General features: G+C 48.5%; 17 protein-coding genes. 4 read left to right on the forward strand and 13 right to left on the reverse strand.

What is annotated here, in order from left to right; all coding sequences use genetic code 11:
- Positions 1–119 precede the first annotated feature (119 nt).
- Positions 120–1,253, forward strand: coding sequence for an HD-GYP domain-containing protein (locus tag HPY28_RS22725; protein ID WP_017250776.1), 1,134 nt, complete (start codon positions 120–122; stop codon positions 1,251–1,253).
- A gap of 61 nt (positions 1,254–1,314) precedes the next feature.
- Here HPY28_RS22725 and HPY28_RS22730 read toward each other — a convergent pair whose 3' ends face one another.
- The 5 genes from HPY28_RS22730 to polA all read right to left on the reverse strand — a co-directional run bounded on the left by HPY28_RS22730 (position 1,315) and on the right by polA (position 7,286).
- Positions 1,315–2,361 carry a glyceraldehyde-3-phosphate dehydrogenase gene (locus tag HPY28_RS22730; RefSeq protein ID WP_173623096.1) on the reverse strand — a complete coding sequence of 349 codons (1,047 nt, stop codon included), beginning with the start codon at positions 2,359–2,361 and terminating at the stop codon, positions 1,315–1,317.
- 175 nt (positions 2,362–2,536) lie between these two features.
- Positions 2,537–3,100: a lytic transglycosylase domain-containing protein gene (locus HPY28_RS22735; RefSeq protein WP_017250774.1), complete on the reverse strand. Its 564-nt coding sequence runs from the start codon at positions 3,098–3,100 to the stop codon at positions 2,537–2,539.
- A complete protein-coding gene (coaE, locus tag HPY28_RS22740) occupies positions 3,097–3,705 on the reverse strand; it encodes a dephospho-CoA kinase (RefSeq protein WP_173623097.1) in 609 nt (202 codons plus the stop codon). Before coaE ends, HPY28_RS22735 begins: the two co-directional genes overlap by 4 nt.
- A 52-nt stretch (positions 3,706–3,757) precedes the next feature.
- Positions 3,758–4,588 (reverse strand): DNA-formamidopyrimidine glycosylase, encoded by an 831-nt coding sequence (gene mutM, locus HPY28_RS22745; RefSeq protein WP_017250772.1) that lies wholly within the window; start codon positions 4,586–4,588, stop codon positions 3,758–3,760.
- A gap of 49 nt (positions 4,589–4,637) precedes the next feature.
- Positions 4,638–7,286 (reverse strand): DNA polymerase I, encoded by a 2,649-nt coding sequence (gene polA, locus HPY28_RS22750; RefSeq protein ID WP_174231470.1) that lies wholly within the window; start codon positions 7,284–7,286, stop codon positions 4,638–4,640.
- A 141-nt stretch (positions 7,287–7,427) separates the two neighbouring features.
- On the opposite strand from polA, the gene HPY28_RS22755 reads away from it, so the two are divergent.
- Positions 7,428–8,210, forward strand: coding sequence for a divergent polysaccharide deacetylase family protein (locus HPY28_RS22755; protein ID WP_100169722.1), 783 nt, complete (start codon positions 7,428–7,430; stop codon positions 8,208–8,210).
- On the opposite strand, the gene HPY28_RS22760 is transcribed toward HPY28_RS22755, so the two are convergent.
- Complete coding sequence (locus HPY28_RS22760) at positions 8,181–8,924, reverse strand: N-acetylmuramoyl-L-alanine amidase family protein (protein ID WP_017250769.1); 744 nt, start codon at positions 8,922–8,924, stop codon at positions 8,181–8,183. The two genes, HPY28_RS22755 and HPY28_RS22760, sit on opposite strands and share 30 nt — an antisense overlap.
- 130 nt (positions 8,925–9,054) lie before the next feature.
- Here HPY28_RS22760 and HPY28_RS22765 point away from each other — a divergent pair, with 130 nt between their 5' ends.
- Both HPY28_RS22765 and HPY28_RS22770 read left to right on the forward strand, forming a co-directional pair.
- Positions 9,055–9,999 carry a DMT family transporter gene (locus HPY28_RS22765; protein WP_017250768.1) on the forward strand — a complete coding sequence of 315 codons (945 nt, stop codon included), beginning with the start codon at positions 9,055–9,057 and terminating at the stop codon, positions 9,997–9,999.
- Positions 9,962–10,102 carry a hypothetical protein gene (locus HPY28_RS22770; RefSeq protein ID WP_158265714.1) on the forward strand — a complete coding sequence of 47 codons (141 nt, stop codon included), beginning with the start codon at positions 9,962–9,964 and terminating at the stop codon, positions 10,100–10,102. Before HPY28_RS22765 ends, HPY28_RS22770 begins: the two co-directional genes overlap by 38 nt.
- A gap of 61 nt (positions 10,103–10,163) precedes the next feature.
- On the opposite strand, the gene HPY28_RS22775 is transcribed toward HPY28_RS22770, so the two are convergent.
- The 7 genes from HPY28_RS22775 to phoU all read right to left on the reverse strand — a co-directional run bounded on the left by HPY28_RS22775 (position 10,164) and on the right by phoU (position 17,679).
- Positions 10,164–11,738 (reverse strand): DHA2 family efflux MFS transporter permease subunit, encoded by a 1,575-nt coding sequence (locus HPY28_RS22775; protein WP_174225437.1) that lies wholly within the window; start codon positions 11,736–11,738, stop codon positions 10,164–10,166.
- A gap of 15 nt (positions 11,739–11,753) precedes the next feature.
- On the reverse strand, positions 11,754–12,983 hold the full coding sequence (locus HPY28_RS22780) for an efflux RND transporter periplasmic adaptor subunit (RefSeq protein WP_174225436.1): 1,230 nt from the start codon (positions 12,981–12,983) through the stop codon (positions 11,754–11,756).
- 6 nt (positions 12,984–12,989) lie between these two features.
- Positions 12,990–13,649 (reverse strand): HlyD family secretion protein, encoded by a 660-nt coding sequence (locus HPY28_RS22785; protein ID WP_173623101.1) that lies wholly within the window; start codon positions 13,647–13,649, stop codon positions 12,990–12,992.
- A gap of 9 nt (positions 13,650–13,658) precedes the next feature.
- The gene (locus HPY28_RS22790; protein WP_017250764.1) at positions 13,659–14,087 is read right to left on the reverse strand and encodes a MarR family winged helix-turn-helix transcriptional regulator; all 429 of its coding nucleotides are present in this window, start codon (positions 14,085–14,087) and stop codon (positions 13,659–13,661) included.
- 670 nt (positions 14,088–14,757) lie between these two features.
- The gene (locus HPY28_RS22795) at positions 14,758–15,702 is read right to left on the reverse strand and encodes a VanW family protein (RefSeq protein WP_017250763.1); all 945 of its coding nucleotides are present in this window, start codon (positions 15,700–15,702) and stop codon (positions 14,758–14,760) included.
- 92 nt (positions 15,703–15,794) lie between these two features.
- The gene (locus HPY28_RS22800; RefSeq protein ID WP_017250762.1) at positions 15,795–16,883 is read right to left on the reverse strand and encodes a PRK06851 family protein; all 1,089 of its coding nucleotides are present in this window, start codon (positions 16,881–16,883) and stop codon (positions 15,795–15,797) included.
- Positions 16,884–17,022: 139 nt separating this feature from the next.
- Positions 17,023–17,679, reverse strand: coding sequence for a phosphate signaling complex protein PhoU (gene phoU / locus HPY28_RS22805; RefSeq protein WP_007725330.1), 657 nt, complete (start codon positions 17,677–17,679; stop codon positions 17,023–17,025).
- Positions 17,680–17,745 lie beyond the last annotated feature (66 nt).

Here is a 17,745-nt window from a genome sequence, read left to right on the forward strand (position 1 = left end):
ACTGACAATACTTGTCTACAGTGTCCCTCATATTCCTGTCAGAAGTCAAGTCAATCCTTGTACCTATTTAAAGCATAAGTCGAATGGAGTACAATTATGGTACTGTTGGAGGGATAGTCATGCGTTTAGTATCTTTAAGGCACCTACAGCCTGGAATGAAATTGGGACGTACGGTCTTCACAGAAGATGGAAAGGTGCTGCTTGGAACCGGTATGCTCTTAACGGAACGACTGATATCCGGATTAGAGCGAACTGGTGTCGATTCGGTGTATATCGATGATCCCCGTACCAATGACATCGTTGTAGAAGAAGTGATTCGCCCACAAACCAGGCAAGTAGCTGTGGAAGCCATCGAGAAGACGATCAAACAAATTACAAACTCAAACAAGCTGGCCCGGAAAATTTCCTTAAAAGAAATGGGCCTTCATTTTCAGCGTGCCTTTAGTTCAATATTGGACGACCTGATGCAAAACAAACAAATGGTTGGACATTTGACGACAATCTCTTCTCATTCGCCATCCTTATACCATCACTCCGTGAATGTGGCCGTGCTGGCGACTGCTGTGGGCATGTCTCTGGGCTACAATCGCACACAGCTCATAAACCTAGGGGTAGGCGCCATGCTGCACGATATCGGCAAAGTGAGCCTGCCTGAAGAGCTGTTACAAAAAACAGAGCGTTGGACGGACGAAGAGAAGGAAATCGCCAAACAGCACACGATGCTTGGCTTTAATTTGTTGCGAAAGCAGCATGATATCTCGCTTATGTCAGCACATGTCTGCTTGCAACACCATGAACGACTAAATGGAAGTGGTTATCCACAGGGATTATCCGGCAAGCAAATTCACGAATTTGCGCAAATCGTCGGTCTCTGTGATATTTATGACTCATTGACTTCCCCACGCCCATGGCGCAAGCGGTACATGCCACAGGATGCTGTCGAGTACCTGCTAGGCGCTGGCGGTACGCTGTTCGAACACCATCTAGTCAATGCCTTTATCAAGCACATCGCTATCTTCCCGATTGGAAGCAGCGTCGTTTTGAATACCGGAGAAATCGGGGTAGTGAGTCGGGTTGATCCGGATTATTCGCATCGTCCTACTGTACGTGTGCTAAAAGACGGCCGAGGAAACGACGTCCCAAGCCCTTATGACCTCGATCTCAAGGCGAACATCCGACTGTTTATTGTCAGCTTTGAAGATGATGATCTATTTAACGTGAACTCATTAGATGAATCTTCTACCTCATCGTAAATACGAAGCAACGAAAAACCCCTTTGCTCGAAAATCGGCAAAGGGGTTTTGGTTATGCTACTTATTTTACACCCACAGCAGCTGCTTCTTTTGTTGCAGCTTGATTGTTCTGCTCGGAAACGTGGCGAACCAGGTCTACGACACGGCAGGAGTAGCCCCACTCGTTATCGTACCAAGCAATCACTTTCACCTGATTGTCTCCCATTACCATCGTAGACAGACCGTCGATGATCGAGGAGTGATCGTTACCATTGAAATCGCTGGATACGAGCGGCTCGTCGCAGAACTCGAGGTAGCCTTTCATGCTGCCTTCGCTCGCTTCACGTAGGACACGGTTTACTTCGTCCAATGTAACAGGCTTCTTCGTATTGATTACCAAATCCACTACGGAAACGTTTGGAGTAGGTACGCGAAGTGAAAATCCATTCAGCTTGCCATTCAATTCTGGCAGAACCTTACCCACTGCACGAGCAGCACCGGTAGTCGTTGGAATGATGGACTCGCTAGCTGCACGTGCACGACGCAGGTCTTTATGCGGATTGTCGAGATTCACCTGATCGTTTGTAAACGAGTGAATGGTAGTCATGAGACCTTGTTCGATACCGAATGCATCGTTGAGCACTTTTGCCACAGGTGCGAGACAGTTGGTCGTGCAAGACGCATTGGAGATAATGTGGTGATTAACATGGTCGTAGATACCTTCGTTTACACCCATCACGATCGTAACGTCTTCTTCTTTCGCTGGTGCTGTAATCACAACTTTTTTCGCACCGCTTTGCAGGTGCTTGCCAGCGCCTTCGCGATTGTTGAACTTGCCTGTAGCTTCTACGACGATCTCTACTCCGAGGTCACCCCAAGGCAGCTTCAGCGGATCACGGTCAGACAGGACAACTGTTGCTTTTCCATCTACGATAATCTTGTTGTCTTGGACTTCCACTTTATTTTGCAGGCGTCCGTGGATCGTGTCATATTTCAACAAATGTGCAAGCGTCTCCGCTGGATAGCTGGCGTTGATTGCAACGATTTCAATGTTGGGGTCCTGAATAGCGCGGCGGAATACCATGCGGCCAATACGTCCGAAACCATTAATACCGATTTTAATTGTCATATATAGAAACCCCTTCCGAATTGAGTTACGCTTATCTGATACTTTTATTATAATAAGTATGACACAATTATCAATGTGTTTTACTGAAAAATAAATATTTGGACGATTTACCCTACCCAAAAAAAGAGGAAAAAGCCGCTCTCTTATCCATAAGAGAAGCGGCTTTTCATGACTTTTAACGTAATTGAAAGTCGTATATATTTTTGTAACGATCATGATAATAGAGCACTCGCTGGACATATTGACGAGTCTCCCCATAAGGAATGTCCTCAATCGTCTCTCGAGTTCCGTTCCATTGCTCACTCGCGAGCCATCCGTTTACTTTCCCCGGACCAGCGTTGTAGGCTGCAATGACTTTGACAATATCCCCATCATAGCGGGACAGCAAAAAATCGAGATACCATGTCCCAATCTCGATGTTCATGACAGGGTCATACAAGTATTGACTGTCCTTTGGACGGAAGCCCGCCTCCTTGACGATCCACTGCGCTGTTTCCGGCATGATTTGCATGAGCCCGACGGCACCTTTTTTCGAAACGCGATCTGTCGCAAACCCACTCTCGGAACGAATGACGGCCAATACCAAATGAGGGTCCACCTCATATTTCAGTGCAGCCGTCACAATCTGTTGCTCATATTTGATCGGGTACATCCATTTCCACACCAATGGCGTGTTTAGCAGCAGAAATACACTCGCCAAAACGAGCAAGATCAATGCTGCACGTTTGCCAAAACTCATGATTGACGCTCCGATCGAATCGCGGCCAATACGGCCTCCACTTGACGCTCGGTTTCTTCACGCGAACCAGAATTATCGATCAAAAAGTCTGCGCCTTGCTTCTTCTGATCAATGGGAAACTGCGCCCGCAGTCTTTTTCGTGCTTGTTCTTCTTCCAATTCGTCGCGCTCCAGCATTCTCGCCAATTGCATCTCGTAGGGCGCATAGACGACCACGATTTTTTCTACCATATGCGTAAGCTTGCTCTCATACAGCAGAGGAATGTCCATAAAGACGATCTCGGCTCCATTCGCTTCCGCTACTTCGGCCTCTTCCCGCATAACGCGGCGTACCTCGGGATGGACGATGGCGTTCAGCTTTTGACGCTCGGACTCGTCCGAAAACACGATCTCACCTAGTTTTTTCCGATCAATTTGACCATCTTCCAATAGGATCTCTCTTCCAAAATGGCGCACGATCGCTTCATGGGCTACTTTACCTGGTTCTACGACCTCTCTGGCGATTTGGTCAGCGTCAATGACAGGAATTCCGCGCTCTCGAAGCATACCTGTCACCGTGCTTTTCCCAGTGGCAATTCCGCCTGTTAACCCTAGTATCATGCCCATCCTCCTCCCTTGGTCGAACTGTTATCACTGCTTTGTGAAAAACTTCTCGAGGTTACTGGTTCTTTTGGCAGTCCGGGCAAATATGCGTCCCTCTGCCGCCGACTACAAACCGAATGATTTCGGCCCCGCACTTCGTACATGCCTCATCTTTTCGTCCATAAACTAATAGAGACTGTTGGAACATTCCCATCTCGCCCTGTCCGTTCACATACGACTTGATGGAGCTACCACCTTGTTCTACCGCTTCTTGCAAGGTAGAGACGATGCTTTCGTGCAGTCGGATAACTTCTTTATCTGTCAGCATTCCTGCTGGTTTCTCCGGATGAATGCCTGCTTTAAAGAGTGACTCGTCCACATAAATATTCCCCAGCCCTACAATACATTCCTGGTTTAGGAGAAGTGGCTTAATTTTTGTTGACCGTCCTTTTACCAATTTCCCCAAAACTTCAGGAGTAAAACTCTTATCTAGCGGTTCTACTCCCAGTTTTGCCAAAGGTCCGACGGTTGTTTCCTTCCCCTTAGGGAATAGATCCATCGTCCCGAACTGGCGAACATCCCGATAACGCAGCTCCGTTCCGTCCGTAAAATGGAAGACGACATGGGTATGCTTCTCAACGGGATCATCCGCTTGATACACGCCATAGCGCCCTTCCATTCGCAGATGGGACACAAGCACATCCTCGTTTAAGAAAAACTGAATGAATTTTGCCCGCCGTTGGATATCCTGGATGGTTTGTCCCACCAAGAGAGATTTGAAAGCTTCCACATCATCTGGCTGACGCACAATACGCGCCAAATGAACACTTACTCTCTCAATCGTTTTTCCCATGACCAATTCACGCAGAGTCCGTACGACGGTTTCTACCTCCGGCAATTCTGGCATATGCCCTCCTCCTCTCGCTGTCTATCCATGTTTTATTGTCTAGGCATGCCTACTTCGCATCGTACCAAGTACGTCCATCACTGACGTCCACCTTGAGTGGCACATTGAGTGACAGTGCACTCTCCATCACTTCTGGCACCAGTTTGCGCATGACCTCAAGCTCATTTTCTGGGACTTCAAATACAAGTTCATCGTGCACCTGCAAAAGCATGCGGCTAGCGAGACCTTTCTCCTCGATTGCCTCCTGCATACGAATCATCGCCAGCTTGATCACATCGGCAGCAGTACCCTGGATCGGCGTATTCATCGCAGTACGCTCGGCAAACGAACGCAGGTTAAAGTTGCTGCTGCGAATATCAGGCAGGTAGCGGCGGCGGTTCAACAAGGTCGTCACATAGCCATCTACCTTCGCCTGTTGGACAATCTCGTCCATCCAGCGCTTCACACCCGAGAAGACAGCGAAGTAGCGCTCAATAAAGTCCCCAGCTTCTTTGCGGGTAATATTGAGGTTTTGCGACAGACCGTAGTCGCTGATGCCGTATACGATCCCAAAGTTGACCGCTTTGGCCTGACGACGCATCAGTGAGGTCACTTCTTCCTCACTCACACCAAATACGTCCATGGCAGTGCGGGTATGAATATCCATTCCCTTTTGGAAGGCGTCAATCAAGTTTTCGTCTTGCGAAATGTGGGCCAAAATCCGCAGCTCAATCTGGGAATAGTCGGCCGCCAGCATGTACCAGCCATCCTCCGACGGGATAAACGCCTCGCGAATCTTGCGTCCTTCTTCCATGCGGATCGGGATATTTTGCAGATTCGGGTCCGTACTGGACAGGCGCCCTGTAGCTGTAGTCGCTTGGTTGTAAAGTGTATGCACCTTGCTCGTCTTCGTATGGATTTCCTTGGTTAAGCCCTCAATATACGTAGAGCGGAGCTTGCCGAGCTGACGGAAGGTCAGGATCGCATCGATGATCGGATGATAAGGAGCCAACTTCTCCAATACATCTGCACTGGTAGAAGGACCTGTTTTGGTCTTTTTCAATACAGGCAGAGATAAGCGATCAAACAAAATTTCACCCAATTGCTTCGGCGAGTTGATGTTGAATGCCCCACCCGCCAGCTCGTAAATCTGATCTGTCAGACCTGCGAGCTTTTTGTCCAAGTCTTCCCCCATTTGCACAAGGCGCTCACTGTTTACCTTTATGCCTTGCTTTTCCATGAGAGCCAGTACCATACTCAGCGGGGCTTCCAATTCACCGAGCAGCTTTTCCATTTCGTTCTCCGCCAGCTGCTCGCGCAATACAGGCACACTCTGCCAGATTGCGGCCGCTTTATGCGCTACATGCTCGCTCAGCACGTCCATTTCAGGAACAAGACGTTTGGCACCCTTGCCGTACACCTCTTCATCTGACAATACCCGTGTTTGTGCGTATTGTGCCGCTATGCTATCCAATGTCGGGTTGCTCTCAGTCGCATTCAGCAGGTAAGAGGCGAGATACACATCAAAGCTGATGCCTTTTATCGCCAAATCATGCCAGGCGAGTCCAACCGTGTCTCGCTTGCCGTCAAATACCCACTTCTCCTTCGCAGGATCAGCCAGCCACTCACAGAGTGCCTTCCATTCCTTAGCTACGTCCCACGGAACGAACATCACCGTATCTTCCGCAGCCAGTCCAATTCCGAGGAATGGCGCATGGTGATAGTTTTCCCCGTCCATTTCAATGTAAAGAGCCATTGGTGACGTCAGCTTGGACTCGTATGCCGCTTTGTTTTCCTCTGAAATCATCTCAAACGAAAACGGCTTAGCGTCTGCTTGTCCGCTTCCCTCTGCTGGCTGTGCCACTTTGATCTTGGACAGCAGCGATTTGAACTCCATCTTTTTAAAGAACTCGCTTAGCGGTACACCATCATAACCTTCATAGCCAGTCTCTTGCACATCCAGCTCCACAGGCGCTTCACGCAAAATGGTTGCCAAGGCTTTACTCATGTTCGCCTTGTCTACATTCTCACGCAGGTTCTCTTGCAGCTTTTTTCCCGAGACTTTATCGATGTTTTCCAGTACTTGCTCGACAGAGCCGTATTCGTGCAGCAGCTTCAGCGCTGTTTTCTCCCCGACACCAGGGACACCTGGAATGTTGTCGGATGAATCGCCCATCAAGCCCTTCAGATCAATTATTTGCAGCGGCTTAAGGCCGTACTTTTCGTGAATTTCTTGTGGAGTGTACAGCTCGATTTCGCTGACTCCCTTGCGCGTCAAAGCGACGGATACATGCTCAGACACGAGCTGCAGCATATCTTTGTCTCCGGTAATGACAGTCGTTTTCCAAGCTTGCCCATCTGCCTGCTTCGTCAACGTACCGATAATGTCATCCGCCTCGTAGCCTTCCAGCTCGAAGCGTTTGATTGAGAAGGCATCCAACAGCTCCCGAATCAATGGAAACTGTTCAGACAGCTCCGGCGGAGTTTTACTGCGTCCCCCTTTGTACTCAGCATACTCGCTATGGCGAAACACGACTTTTCCCGCGTCAAAAGCAACCATGATATGCGTTGGCTTCATTTCCTCCAACACTTTTAACAGCATAGTCGTAAAGCCCAGCACTGCGTTCGTATGCAGTCCTGCCGATGTGGACAATAAAGGGAGCGCATAAAACGCCCGGTTCGCAACACTGTTTCCATCAATCAACACAAAATGACTCAAGGAATTCGACCCCTCTCGTTACAAAACTACTATCTTTAATCGTAACATAGGGCAAACATCAAAGCCAAGCCGTAGATATGGCGGGTAAAGAACAAGGTGATTGAACAGACTATGAAAAAAATGGACAAGGAAGGTGATCCTATGAATGCGAGGAAATTGATTCCGCTCTTGCTCACGCTATTTCTTTCCTTCGGGTCAATACCAGCAACAGCGACTCCACATGCAGATGCCGAGCCCGCAGGCAAAAAGCTGATGGCATTTGTCATTGATGACTTCGGGAACAACATGCAAGGGACGGAGGAAATATTATCAATGCCAGTCCCTCTCACGGTTGCCGTCATGCCGTTTCTGCCAAGCACCAAGCAGGATGCCGAGCTCGCCCATCAAAAAGGACATGATGTACTCGTTCACATGCCGATGGAGCCGATGAAAGGAAAGCGCTCCTGGCTCGGTCCTGGAGCCATTACGGCTGATCTGTCCGACGATGAGATTCGCAGTCGCGTGGAAAAAGCGATTGACGATGTGCCACATGCGATTGGCATGAACAACCATATGGGGTCAAAAATAACGGCTGACGAGCGACTTATGCGCATCATCATGAAGGTCGTCAAGGAGCGTGGCCTCATTTACCTGGATAGTAAGACCACTGATAAAAGCGTGGCGGCGAAAGTAGCGGCTGAAATGGGCGTGCCCCATGCAGTGAATCAAATTTTTCTCGATGACGTATACTCTGTCCCACATATTACGAAGCAAATGGAGCTCGTCTGCAAACGAATCCACAACCATCCCCTATGTATCGCGATAGGTCATGTTGGGCCTCCTGGCAAGAAAACAGCCTCCGTTCTGCGCCAGTACATCCCGCGAATTCAGAAGGAGGCCGAATTTGTAACCATTTCAAAGCTTATCCAGCAAACTGCTCATTAATTTTCGCCACCAGCTCTCCTTCACACGAGCCTCCGTTTTCAGATTTCCCGACAGCTTTACGTATTCGCTCACGGCTTCTGTAATAGCCTGAGCGATTTTTTCTTGTGCTTTGGGATTCGTTAACATTTCGCGGTCATGCGCATTGCTGATAAAACCCATCTCCACGATGACAGACGGACAGTAGTTATGACGCAGCATGTAGTACGTCTTCCCCCTGACTGGTTGGTTGTTCGTCCCTGTCAGCTTGTTCAGCGAGTTTTGCAGCAGCTCTGCCAGCATATAACTTTGTTCGGTATCTTGGTGCAAGAGAATGGCACCGCGTCGTCGCGTATTAGACGCCCAGTTTACATGCAGGCTGAGCAACATCTGGGGACCGATCTCTTTCGCCAAATTCTTCCTCTGCGCCAAATCCCGAATATGCCTCGATCGGTTGTCCAACCACCGATTCTCATCGCTCAGTGCGATATCATTGTTCCGATTCAAGGCCACCGTATAGCCAGCTTCTGTCAACTGTTGGTATAGTTGCTTGGCAATTTGCAGGTTGATGTCTTTTTCGTACAAATCCCCATAAGAAGTTCCCGAGTCTACACCCCCATGACCTACATCAATCAAAATGTGAAAGGGGGTGAGCGGCAATGCCTCGCTTCGCGTCGGGATACAGATGAGGATAAGTATGAAAGCAGCGATACGGAAAATAGCCTGTAAGTTTCTCATGCCAGTAGGATAACCGGATTGAAAAGAAACCTTTCAAGCGGCGAGGTACACATAACATTGTGAATTTTTTAATCCAACTGTACAATTACAATAATGAAACATGACCTTACCCGCATAAGAAGGTGTACTGATGAATCAATCTTTGGAAAAACCGTTATTCCCCCCGTATTTGGCTCTCTTAATCGGGGTGATCGCCATTTCCTCTTCTGCGATCTTTGTAAAGCTATCGGATGCGCCTGCTCCGATTATCGCTACGTATCGCCTGATTTTTTCTGTTCTCTTAACGCTTCCTTTTTTATTCTGGAATCGTGGCGCCATCGCAGAGATTGGAAAAATGTCCAAAAAAGTGTGGCTACTCTGTATTTTATCCGGGGCCTTTTTGGCAAGCCACTTTCTGTTGTGGTTTGAATCGCTGAACTACACGTCTGTAGCCAGTTCTACTGTGCTTGTTACCTTGCAGCCATTATTTGCATTCATCGGCGGTTATTTCTTTTTTGGTGAAAAAGTTCGATTTCTGGCTCTATCCGGCGGCTTGCTGGCGATTGCGGGAAGCTTTGTGATTGGCTGGGGAGACTTTCAAGTAGGCGGCATGGCTCTGTGGGGTGATTTCCTCGCATTGATGGGAGCTGTCACTGTGACGGGCTACTGGCTGGTTGGGCAGTACGTTCGCCAGCATATGTCCTCCTTTGCCTACACACTGGTCGTCTATACAGCCACCAGCGTGATTCTGGTCACCTACGATCTGGCACTCGGATATTCGCTCGTCGGTTACCCTGCGGCAGATTGGGGCTGGTTCTTCTGTCTCGCCCTGTTCCCGACCTTGCTTGGACATTCTATTTTTAACTGGATCATTAAATGGCTCAATACGACGACGATATCCATGGGGATTTTGGGAGAACCGATTGGGACTGCGATTCTCGCTTACTTCATCTTGGGTGAAGTGGTAACACCTCCGCAATGGATCGGCGGCCTGATCATTATCGCCGGCATTTATGTGTTCATTCGTTTTAACCAACCTGCTAAAGGAGTGTCCTCCATTGAACAAGCAACCGGAGAACCGAAAAAGCTTGCGTGAATTCGTCAAGGGACTGAGTATTTGGGCGAAGATTGGCTGGACAGTTCTTCTTGGCTACATCGTCGGACGGATTTTGTACTGGTTATTTAAAATGATGTCCTAACAGGCAAAAGGGGCAATTCCAAAGAAGTCTTCGATAAGACTTGCGGAATTGCCCCTTGCTATTAGGCTGTTGCCTTTTCGGTTGCTGGCACCTGTTGCGTTTTTTTCGGCTTTTTATGCAGGAAGTACAGAAGTGGAATCGAGAGGACAATAGGGATAACGGAGACGAGGAAAGTATCCCCGATGCCTTGGACCAACGATTCTTTTGCCATCATTCCGTATAAAATCGCGCTGGCTCCCCCTGTCGCACTCGCCGCATCTACCCCTACTTGTGCATACATTCCTGAAATGCCACTGATAAACTGCATCGCCATATCCGTATTCAAGTTGTCAGAGATTGAGGCCATGTGGAAATTTTGACGCGCCTGCATGATGACTGTCAAAATCGCAATGGCAAACGAACTCATGACTTGGCGCAATACGTTGGACAGCGGAGAGGCATCCCCTACACTTGCACGCGGAACGGCGTTCATCCCTACAGTAGACAGCGTCATCATGCACAATCCGATTCCAATCCCGCGAATGGTCAAGATCATATCGATCCACGAATGCATGCTGTCAGCAGATAGAGTGTGCAGTTCGTACGTCGTGATGCTCATGATGGTCAAGCCGATCAACCCGATCGGTCCGATTCCGTATTTATCCATCAGCTTTCCGCTGATTGGCATCATGATCGCCATAGCAATCGATTGCGGCATCAGCAGAATTCCAGACTCCATGGCCGTCAATCCCTGAATGTTCTGGAGGAAAATCGGCATCAGGAAGATACCGCCCATCATCCCCATCATGACGAAACCCGAAGTCAAAATACTAATGGTGAAGGTAGGAATCTTCAAAAGCCGCAAATCGAGCAGCGGACTTTCTTTCCCCAGCTCTACCCAAACAAACAGGATCAAGCTCATCACGGCAACGAAAAACAGACTGACGATGAAAAAGGAGGTCCAGCCCTCTGCTTGCCCTTTACTGAAGGCGAGCAGCAGGGTCCCGAAACCGACGATGGCAAGAAATGCTCCCATAAAGTCGAACTTTAACTCTGGCTTTTTCGGCGTTTCCTTGAGCAGAACGATACTCATGATCACCGCAAAAATACCAAAGGGTACACCGACCAGAAAAAGAAATTGCCAGCTTAAAAATTCGATGAGATATCCACCCAATGTCGGGCCCAGCGCAGGGGCTGTCATGGAAGCAATCCCGAATATCCCCAATGCCATTCCGATCTTTTCACGCGGAACGATCATGTAAATCATCGACATCCCGATTGGCATGATCATCCCCCCGCTGACACCTTGCACGACGCGAAAAGCAATCAGCGAAGAGTCACTCCACGCCAAGGCACAAAGGATGGACGAAAATGTAAACGCGGATAAGGAGAGTACAAATATTTTTTTCGCCCCGAATTTGGCAGACAACGAGCCGCTCATCGGAATCATGACGGCATTTGCCAGCATATATCCGGTCAATACCCACTGCATGGTCTCGGTAGTCGAACCAAAAATATTGACCATGGCAGGCAGGGCAACGTTAATCAAGCTATTGTTCAGAATCGCAACGAAGGTTCCTGAGAGGATGGCGACAAGAGACAGCCACATGCCGCTGTTCCCTCTTTTCTCCTCTCGGTGTGCCACCGCTTCCGCCATGTGTCAACACCCCCGTTAGTTTGCGATCACCTTGCTGCCCTCGGACAGTTTGTCTGTCGGGTTCAGTACAATTTGATCATTGTCTTTGACGCCATTCGTGACAGTTGTCCAGTCGCCGCTTGCGTTCTCTACCGCAACTTCTACCTGGTGTACAACGTTGTCGCTTACGGTATAGATGTAATGCTTGCTGTCCTTCTCCAGCACGGCTGACGTCGGTAATTTTGTTCCTGGCGTTGCCTGACCTTGGAGCATGACTTCTGCTACCATACCTGCGCGCAGCAAGCCGTCCTGATTATTTACCTTCACTTTGACTGGGAAAGAACTGCTGTTGGTATCCGAAATCGGAGAGACAAACTCAACGGTACCTTTCAGCACTTTTCCCCCCAGACTGCCTACCTTCACATCAACAGTAGAGCCGACCTTCACTTGGTTGATTTGGTTTTCCGGTACGCTTGCTTCTACTTTGACATCTGCCATATTCACTAGCACCATGAGAGGTGTCCCTGCCGCTGCCATTTCTCCCGGGTCAACCGAGCGCTTGGCGACGATACCTGTGATTGGCGCACGAATAATGGTATTGTCATAATTGCTTTTCGCCAGCTCCAGATTGGAGCCTAAACGGCTTACTTCTGCTTGCAGAGCCGCTACCGTGTCGGCAGTTGGGCCTGCTTTTGCCAGATCGTATTGAGCTTGCGCTTGTTCAAGACCTGTACGCGCCTTTTCCAATTCCAGCGAAGATTTCTCCAGCTCAGCCTGGGACAATGCGCCTGCATCAAAAAGTGCTTTCATCCGATTGTAGTTGCTCTCGACCACCTTCAGGCTGGCTTCTGCCTGGGTGACAATACTCCCAAGCTGCGTCAGCTGTTCATTGCGCGCACCTGCTTTCGTATCTCTCAGCTTTGCCTGAGCGCCTGCAATGGCTGCTTGTGCCTGATTGATCTGCTGCTGATAATCAGCTGCCTCTAGCGTGACCAGTACATCGCCCTGCTTGACGACTGCGCCTTCTTTTACTTTCACGCTCGCTGCTTTTCCAGATACTTTAGAAACGACTTGGATCTCTTCAGATGCTGCCACCTTACCGTTGGCAATGACACCCGTAGAGGCAGAGGTCACCTTCCACGTCTTCACGACAGGGACGCTCTCGCTCGTTTGCGATGCAGAAGATGTCTCGCTACAGCCCGCCGTAATAATAGAAACGGCTGCCATGACTGCAGCGATTGTTTTCCATTGTGCTGTCTTTTTCATGCTTGATTACATCTCCTTCACGTGCACTTTGATCTCGGCATTCAATCCGGCCACGAGGTCCAGACCTGCTGTGTCATCTATAGCGATTTTGATCGGGATACGCTGGGTTACTTTGGTGAAGTTCCCGCTCGTATTGGTCGCTGGCATCAAGGAAAATGTAGAATTCGTCGCCTTTCCGATCTCCAATAAATGACCGCCCAATTTCTTACCTGGGTAAGCGTCAATCGTAAAATCGACTTTTTGGCCGAGTTTCAACCGTTCGATCTCAGTCTCTTCCAAATTGGCGGAGATGTACAATTTGTTTTCGTCCATCACGAGAGCTACCGATTGCCCTGCCGAAACAATCTCTCCCTCTTTTGCTTGCGTTTTAATCACGGTACCTGTAATGGGAGAACGCAACACGCTGTTTTCCAGCATCGTCGTTGCTACGTTAGTTGTATCTTGCTGCCCTACGATTTGGTCTGCTATAACGGTGTCGCCTTCTTTGACAGCGAGTCCGGTCAGTTTGCCTGTCATTTTTGGCATGACGCGATAAATGTCTCCCGCAATCCGAGCATCTTGTGTGGTCACATAATGTGCACCTTGATACCAATAGTAGTAACCGATTCCTCCACCACCTGCCACGAACAGGAGCAAAATGACATACAAAACCAGTTTTCGCTTCATGGTTTCTCCTCAACTTTCTCGTTCTTCTAGTTTCGCAATCAATGTTTCCATCGACTGAATAATGATGTCTAAATCCTCATCGGAAAATCCATGGAAAATACGCTTGTAAAAGTTCTCTGAGAAAAAATCAACCTTTGCGAACAGCTCCGAAATCTTCGGTGTTTTACGAATCCAGACAACACGCCGGTCATTCTCATCACGTACGCGTTCTACGAGTTGTTCTCGTTCCAAACGATCTATGATGCCAGAAACGGTGCTGTACGATAAGTCTACGGCTTTGCTTATCTGGCCAATCGTTTTGGGATCAGGGTGTATTTCTCGAATGACCATTAGCTGCGGGACAGTCACACCATATTGGGACAGTTCTTTTGTGGCCATTGTTCCAAATGTCTTGTTCAACCGTTTTAACAAGTCCCGAATAAGCAGTGATTTATTCATAGCGCACTCCTTTCTTAAGTAATATTTCGTACACGAAATTTATCACATGAAAACTATACGATGTTTTTCTATCCGTGGCAACTATTTCTTTAGGTTAAACTTTAATTAGGTAACCTTTTAAAAGGATACGTTGGGCGGGTTGTCGTGGTGGGGAGGAAACAGGAGAAAACGCTCAGATTCTAGGTCCACCTACTGTGGGATTGACTGTCCAGCTCCATGAAAAAAAGCGAAACCCGCGTCCAAAGTGGTCCATTCATGGGGTGTCTCAGAGGTGGACGCTAAGAGCTTGTTTCTCTTTTTTTCATTGCGCCTCGGGCGGTGTCCCTAAGATCTTCGCTTTTTTCTCCTGTTTCCTCTACGAGCTTTCCGTTTGATCCGATTTTTTAATGCCTAAAGATATGGAAGAATGTGATCAGTTACGCCAGAGAAGAATATTTCCAGACGTAGCGACTTGTGGAGTCCTACTGAGCGGAGAAGGGATTTGCGGGCAAAAGAAACGCAACGTGCCCGTGCTACGAAGCGGCTACCACTTTTGTGTTTCCCCGCAAATCCCTTCGGAGCGGGCAATCTAAACATCCCCGAGGGACGGAGCCTGGAGCCTAGACTGGAAATATTCTTCTCCCCACCGCAGCCTCGTACTAAAAAAGAAAAACCGACACCCCCTTTACCCTCAAGGAATTGTCGGCCCATTTTCATGCAAAATAGATGGAGCATCCGGTGCTTCCTCAGGGGTCGTGCGGCGTACGCTTGGTACATTTCGTGGCTCATGCTCAATTTCTGGGAAAGAGTGAACCGTCACGTACATGCTTCCGTTGCTCGCGATCGCCCGGATCAAGACCGGATAGGCGTATTTGTTTTGAAACACAAAATCAGGGCCGTACCAGCTCACGGTTGCATCACGGCCTGGAGGTACGTACGCTACGTTTCGACTGTGAGAATAACGCTGCATAATGTGCAAGCCTGCCTGGTCTACCGCATTGAACAAAGTAGACGATACTTGGCAGATTCCTCCCCCAATGCCTTCCGATAGCTCTCCTCTAACAATAATAGGTGCCTGCAAATACCCTTTTTCTTTTGTACGCTGGCCCACTACCTTATTAAAAGAAAAAATTTCTCCTGGCAAGACAACGTAATTGTTAATCGCCTGCGAGGCGAGTTTGATGTTGTGTACACGATTCCGGTTGCCTGCATTGAAATAGGTCGCATACTGTCCGATCCTTTTTTTCCGAACCTGACTCATGAGAGCCTTGTCTACCTTCGGGAATACCTCTTTGTAGCTAACATTCAAGCTTGCGGCTCCCGTACCGTAAAAATAATCGTAAAAGCGTGCGCGAAATGCCAGGTCATCTAACCTTCTTCCCTTGGTTTCTGGAACAATGGCCCCGGCGTTATTAATCGTCGCATTGGTGGGCTCGATGTGGGCTTTTTTCGCCACCTCTTCCACCATTCGCGCAAGCTTGCTTTCATCAACTAATGGAACACCATCAAAGGGAAGAGAATAATCAGCACGACTGAGAATAGCTACCGTCTTGTCCTCCATCTCTATCTGCAAAAAATTCGTCGGGTCGAGGGGATTGATTAACAGTAACAGAGCCAATGTCATAGCAAAACCCATCCGGCTGCTCACCTCCATTCTCCAACAACGATCATCTTCCGTTATTGTAGTATGAGCAGTCGAACGGGTTTCATTCTACGATCTAAATACCATTAGCCCATCTTTGTCAGTCTGCTTACGAGAGCTTGCGAGACAGCCTTCAAACGCTGCTGGTCAACAGCTTCCTGATACGTGGTGTTTAACTGGTCACGCAGCTCTTTGGCTGCGACAAGATTGGCTGTGGCTTCTTTTATTTTTTGGCTATATCTTACCTTAATATCCAATAATTCTTCTTCATATTTCTCATCGGTTCCTGGGGTAATCGCGCGTTCGTACATATCAATAACCTCATCCGTCTCTTTGCTAGGAAAATACTCATGCGGAGCCGTACTGTCAAAAATAGCGAGGCTCTTCTCAGGTACAATCACCATATCGAGGCTGTGTGGGTCCAAACCACAATGATACACTTCCACATCAAAACCCCGTGTCTGGGCTTCCTTCACCAGCTTTTTCAGCATGGTTGACTTGCCAGAGCCTGGTCTGCCCTTGATGAAGTAACGTTTCTGCAATTGGTCTGTCAGCTTCATGATATGATCGACTGGTCCCTGTGGAGTGGCAGCCCCCAAGTACATACGCCGAACCTTTGCTTTCTTCTCTAGCTGCTCATCCCTGAAGAATAGCGCGATGACTTCTTCCGTGACGCGATTGGCTTCTTCTCTGTCCAGGTTTTCAATGTAAGGGGCTTCCCACTCATCATGGATGCGCAGTGCTTCGCCAAAAGCTAGATAAGCCTCTTCACTCTTGTTAAAAATCTCTTCGTACCAGGCGGCGATCCGGTCTTTGTCATCCACGAGCTGATCAACGTCTACCATCGCCTGCAAATTGACTTGAATTTCAGTTACGCCAGGGGAAGCCGGTCTCCACAAGCGCGGATAGCTCCCGTCCATGATCGCTACTTTATAGTGAGGAAAAATGACACCATCAAACTGTCCGTTCACAAAAGGGGAATGAATCCACTCCACTTCGTTTGTTTTTCGTGCCATTTGATTTCCAATCGACTCGATCAGTGGCGATGTAATTCCTTCCACTGTCCCTGTCAAAATATAAACACGCTCCAAGCCTTCCAATACGGAGTCATAAAATGTCTTGTATCCTCGCGCAGTATTCCCTGCGGCATATATATGGCGCACTTTGTTCGTCATTGCTTTTCCCTCCTGTACATCTTCTCGCTGCAGTTGAAACGATGTATTGTATGCACAACAGGGGAAATAGGCGTCTGTCTACAAAAAGCCGCTGCAAGCTATTATCCATAGCTCACGGCGGCTTTTTGTCATGCGGGTATTATTTATTCAAATCCGTCATTTTACCAGTCGACATATAAATAATCCATTCGCAGATGTTCGTAACATGATCGGCAATCCGTTCCAAATATTGCGCGACCAAGAGCAAATGCGTTCCTTGCGAAATGGCCTGACTGTTTTTCGTCATCAATTCAATCAGATCATGGAAAATCGTGGAGTACAGTTTATCAACAATGTCGTCGCGTGCAGCAATCTCTTCTGCCGCTTCTTTATTGCGTGCAATATACGCATTTAAGCAATCGCGCACCATAGCCTTGACGTGATCAGCCATCATCGGAATGTCGATGAGGGGTTTCACGTACGGGTCCGCCATCAAGCGCCGGGTCGTCTTCGCAATGGAAACGGCATGATCACCCATTCGCTCCAAATCCGTCACCAGCTTCAACATGGTTCCCAAGCGTCGCAAGTCACCTCCGACTGGCTGCTGCAATGCAATGAGACGGAAGCAATCGCTCTGTATTTCTTGCTCCAACTCATTGATCACAGGATCGCTTGCGATAACCTGTTCAGCCAGTTCAGCATCCCGCTCAACCAGACTCTTAATGGATTTATGAATAGCTTCTTCCACCAATGTGCCCATCGTCATGAGCTTGCGGTGCAGTACATCCTGCTGTTCTTCAAAAGCGTGCCGTGACATTTCCCTCTTCCCCCTTCTAGTGTCTGACATGTCAAATGGTACAAGGCGATTGTATTGTAGAAGTAA

The sequence above is a fragment of the Brevibacillus sp. HB1.2 genome (genome assembly GCF_013332495.1).
Classification (GTDB): Bacteria; Bacillota; Bacilli; order Brevibacillales; family Brevibacillaceae; genus Brevibacillus; species Brevibacillus porteri.

Bases quoted from the DNA above. Each gene is read 5' to 3' on its own strand.
- HPY28_RS22725 (WP_017250776.1), top strand. From the start codon at position 120: ATGCGTTTAGTATCTTTAAGGCACCTACAGCCTGGAATGAAATTGGGA.
- HPY28_RS22730 (WP_173623096.1), bottom strand. From the start codon at position 2,361: ATGACAATTAAAATCGGTATTAATGGTTTCGGACGTATTGGCCGCATG.
- HPY28_RS22735 (WP_017250774.1), bottom strand. From the start codon at position 3,100: ATGAGTTTTGGCAAACGTGCAGCATTGATCTTGCTCGTTTTGGCGAGT.
- coaE (WP_173623097.1), bottom strand. From the start codon at position 3,705: ATGGGCATGATACTAGGGTTAACAGGCGGAATTGCCACTGGGAAAAGC.
- mutM (WP_017250772.1), bottom strand. From the start codon at position 4,588: ATGCCAGAATTGCCGGAGGTAGAAACCGTCGTACGGACTCTGCGTGAA.
- HPY28_RS22755 (WP_100169722.1), top strand. From the start codon at position 7,428: ATGAATGCGAGGAAATTGATTCCGCTCTTGCTCACGCTATTTCTTTCC.
- HPY28_RS22760 (WP_017250769.1), bottom strand. From the start codon at position 8,924: ATGAGAAACTTACAGGCTATTTTCCGTATCGCTGCTTTCATACTTATC.
- HPY28_RS22765 (WP_017250768.1), top strand. From the start codon at position 9,055: ATGAATCAATCTTTGGAAAAACCGTTATTCCCCCCGTATTTGGCTCTC.
- HPY28_RS22775 (WP_174225437.1), bottom strand. From the start codon at position 11,738: ATGGCGGAAGCGGTGGCACACCGAGAGGAGAAAAGAGGGAACAGCGGC.
- HPY28_RS22780 (WP_174225436.1), bottom strand. From the start codon at position 12,983: ATGAAAAAGACAGCACAATGGAAAACAATCGCTGCAGTCATGGCAGCC.
- HPY28_RS22785 (WP_173623101.1), bottom strand. From the start codon at position 13,649: ATGAAGCGAAAACTGGTTTTGTATGTCATTTTGCTCCTGTTCGTGGCA.
- HPY28_RS22790 (WP_017250764.1), bottom strand. From the start codon at position 14,087: ATGAATAAATCACTGCTTATTCGGGACTTGTTAAAACGGTTGAACAAG.
- HPY28_RS22795 (WP_017250763.1), bottom strand. From the start codon at position 15,702: ATGGGTTTTGCTATGACATTGGCTCTGTTACTGTTAATCAATCCCCTC.
- HPY28_RS22800 (WP_017250762.1), bottom strand. From the start codon at position 16,883: ATGACGAACAAAGTGCGCCATATATATGCCGCAGGGAATACTGCGCGA.
- phoU (WP_007725330.1), bottom strand. From the start codon at position 17,679: ATGTCACGGCACGCTTTTGAAGAACAGCAGGATGTACTGCACCGCAAG.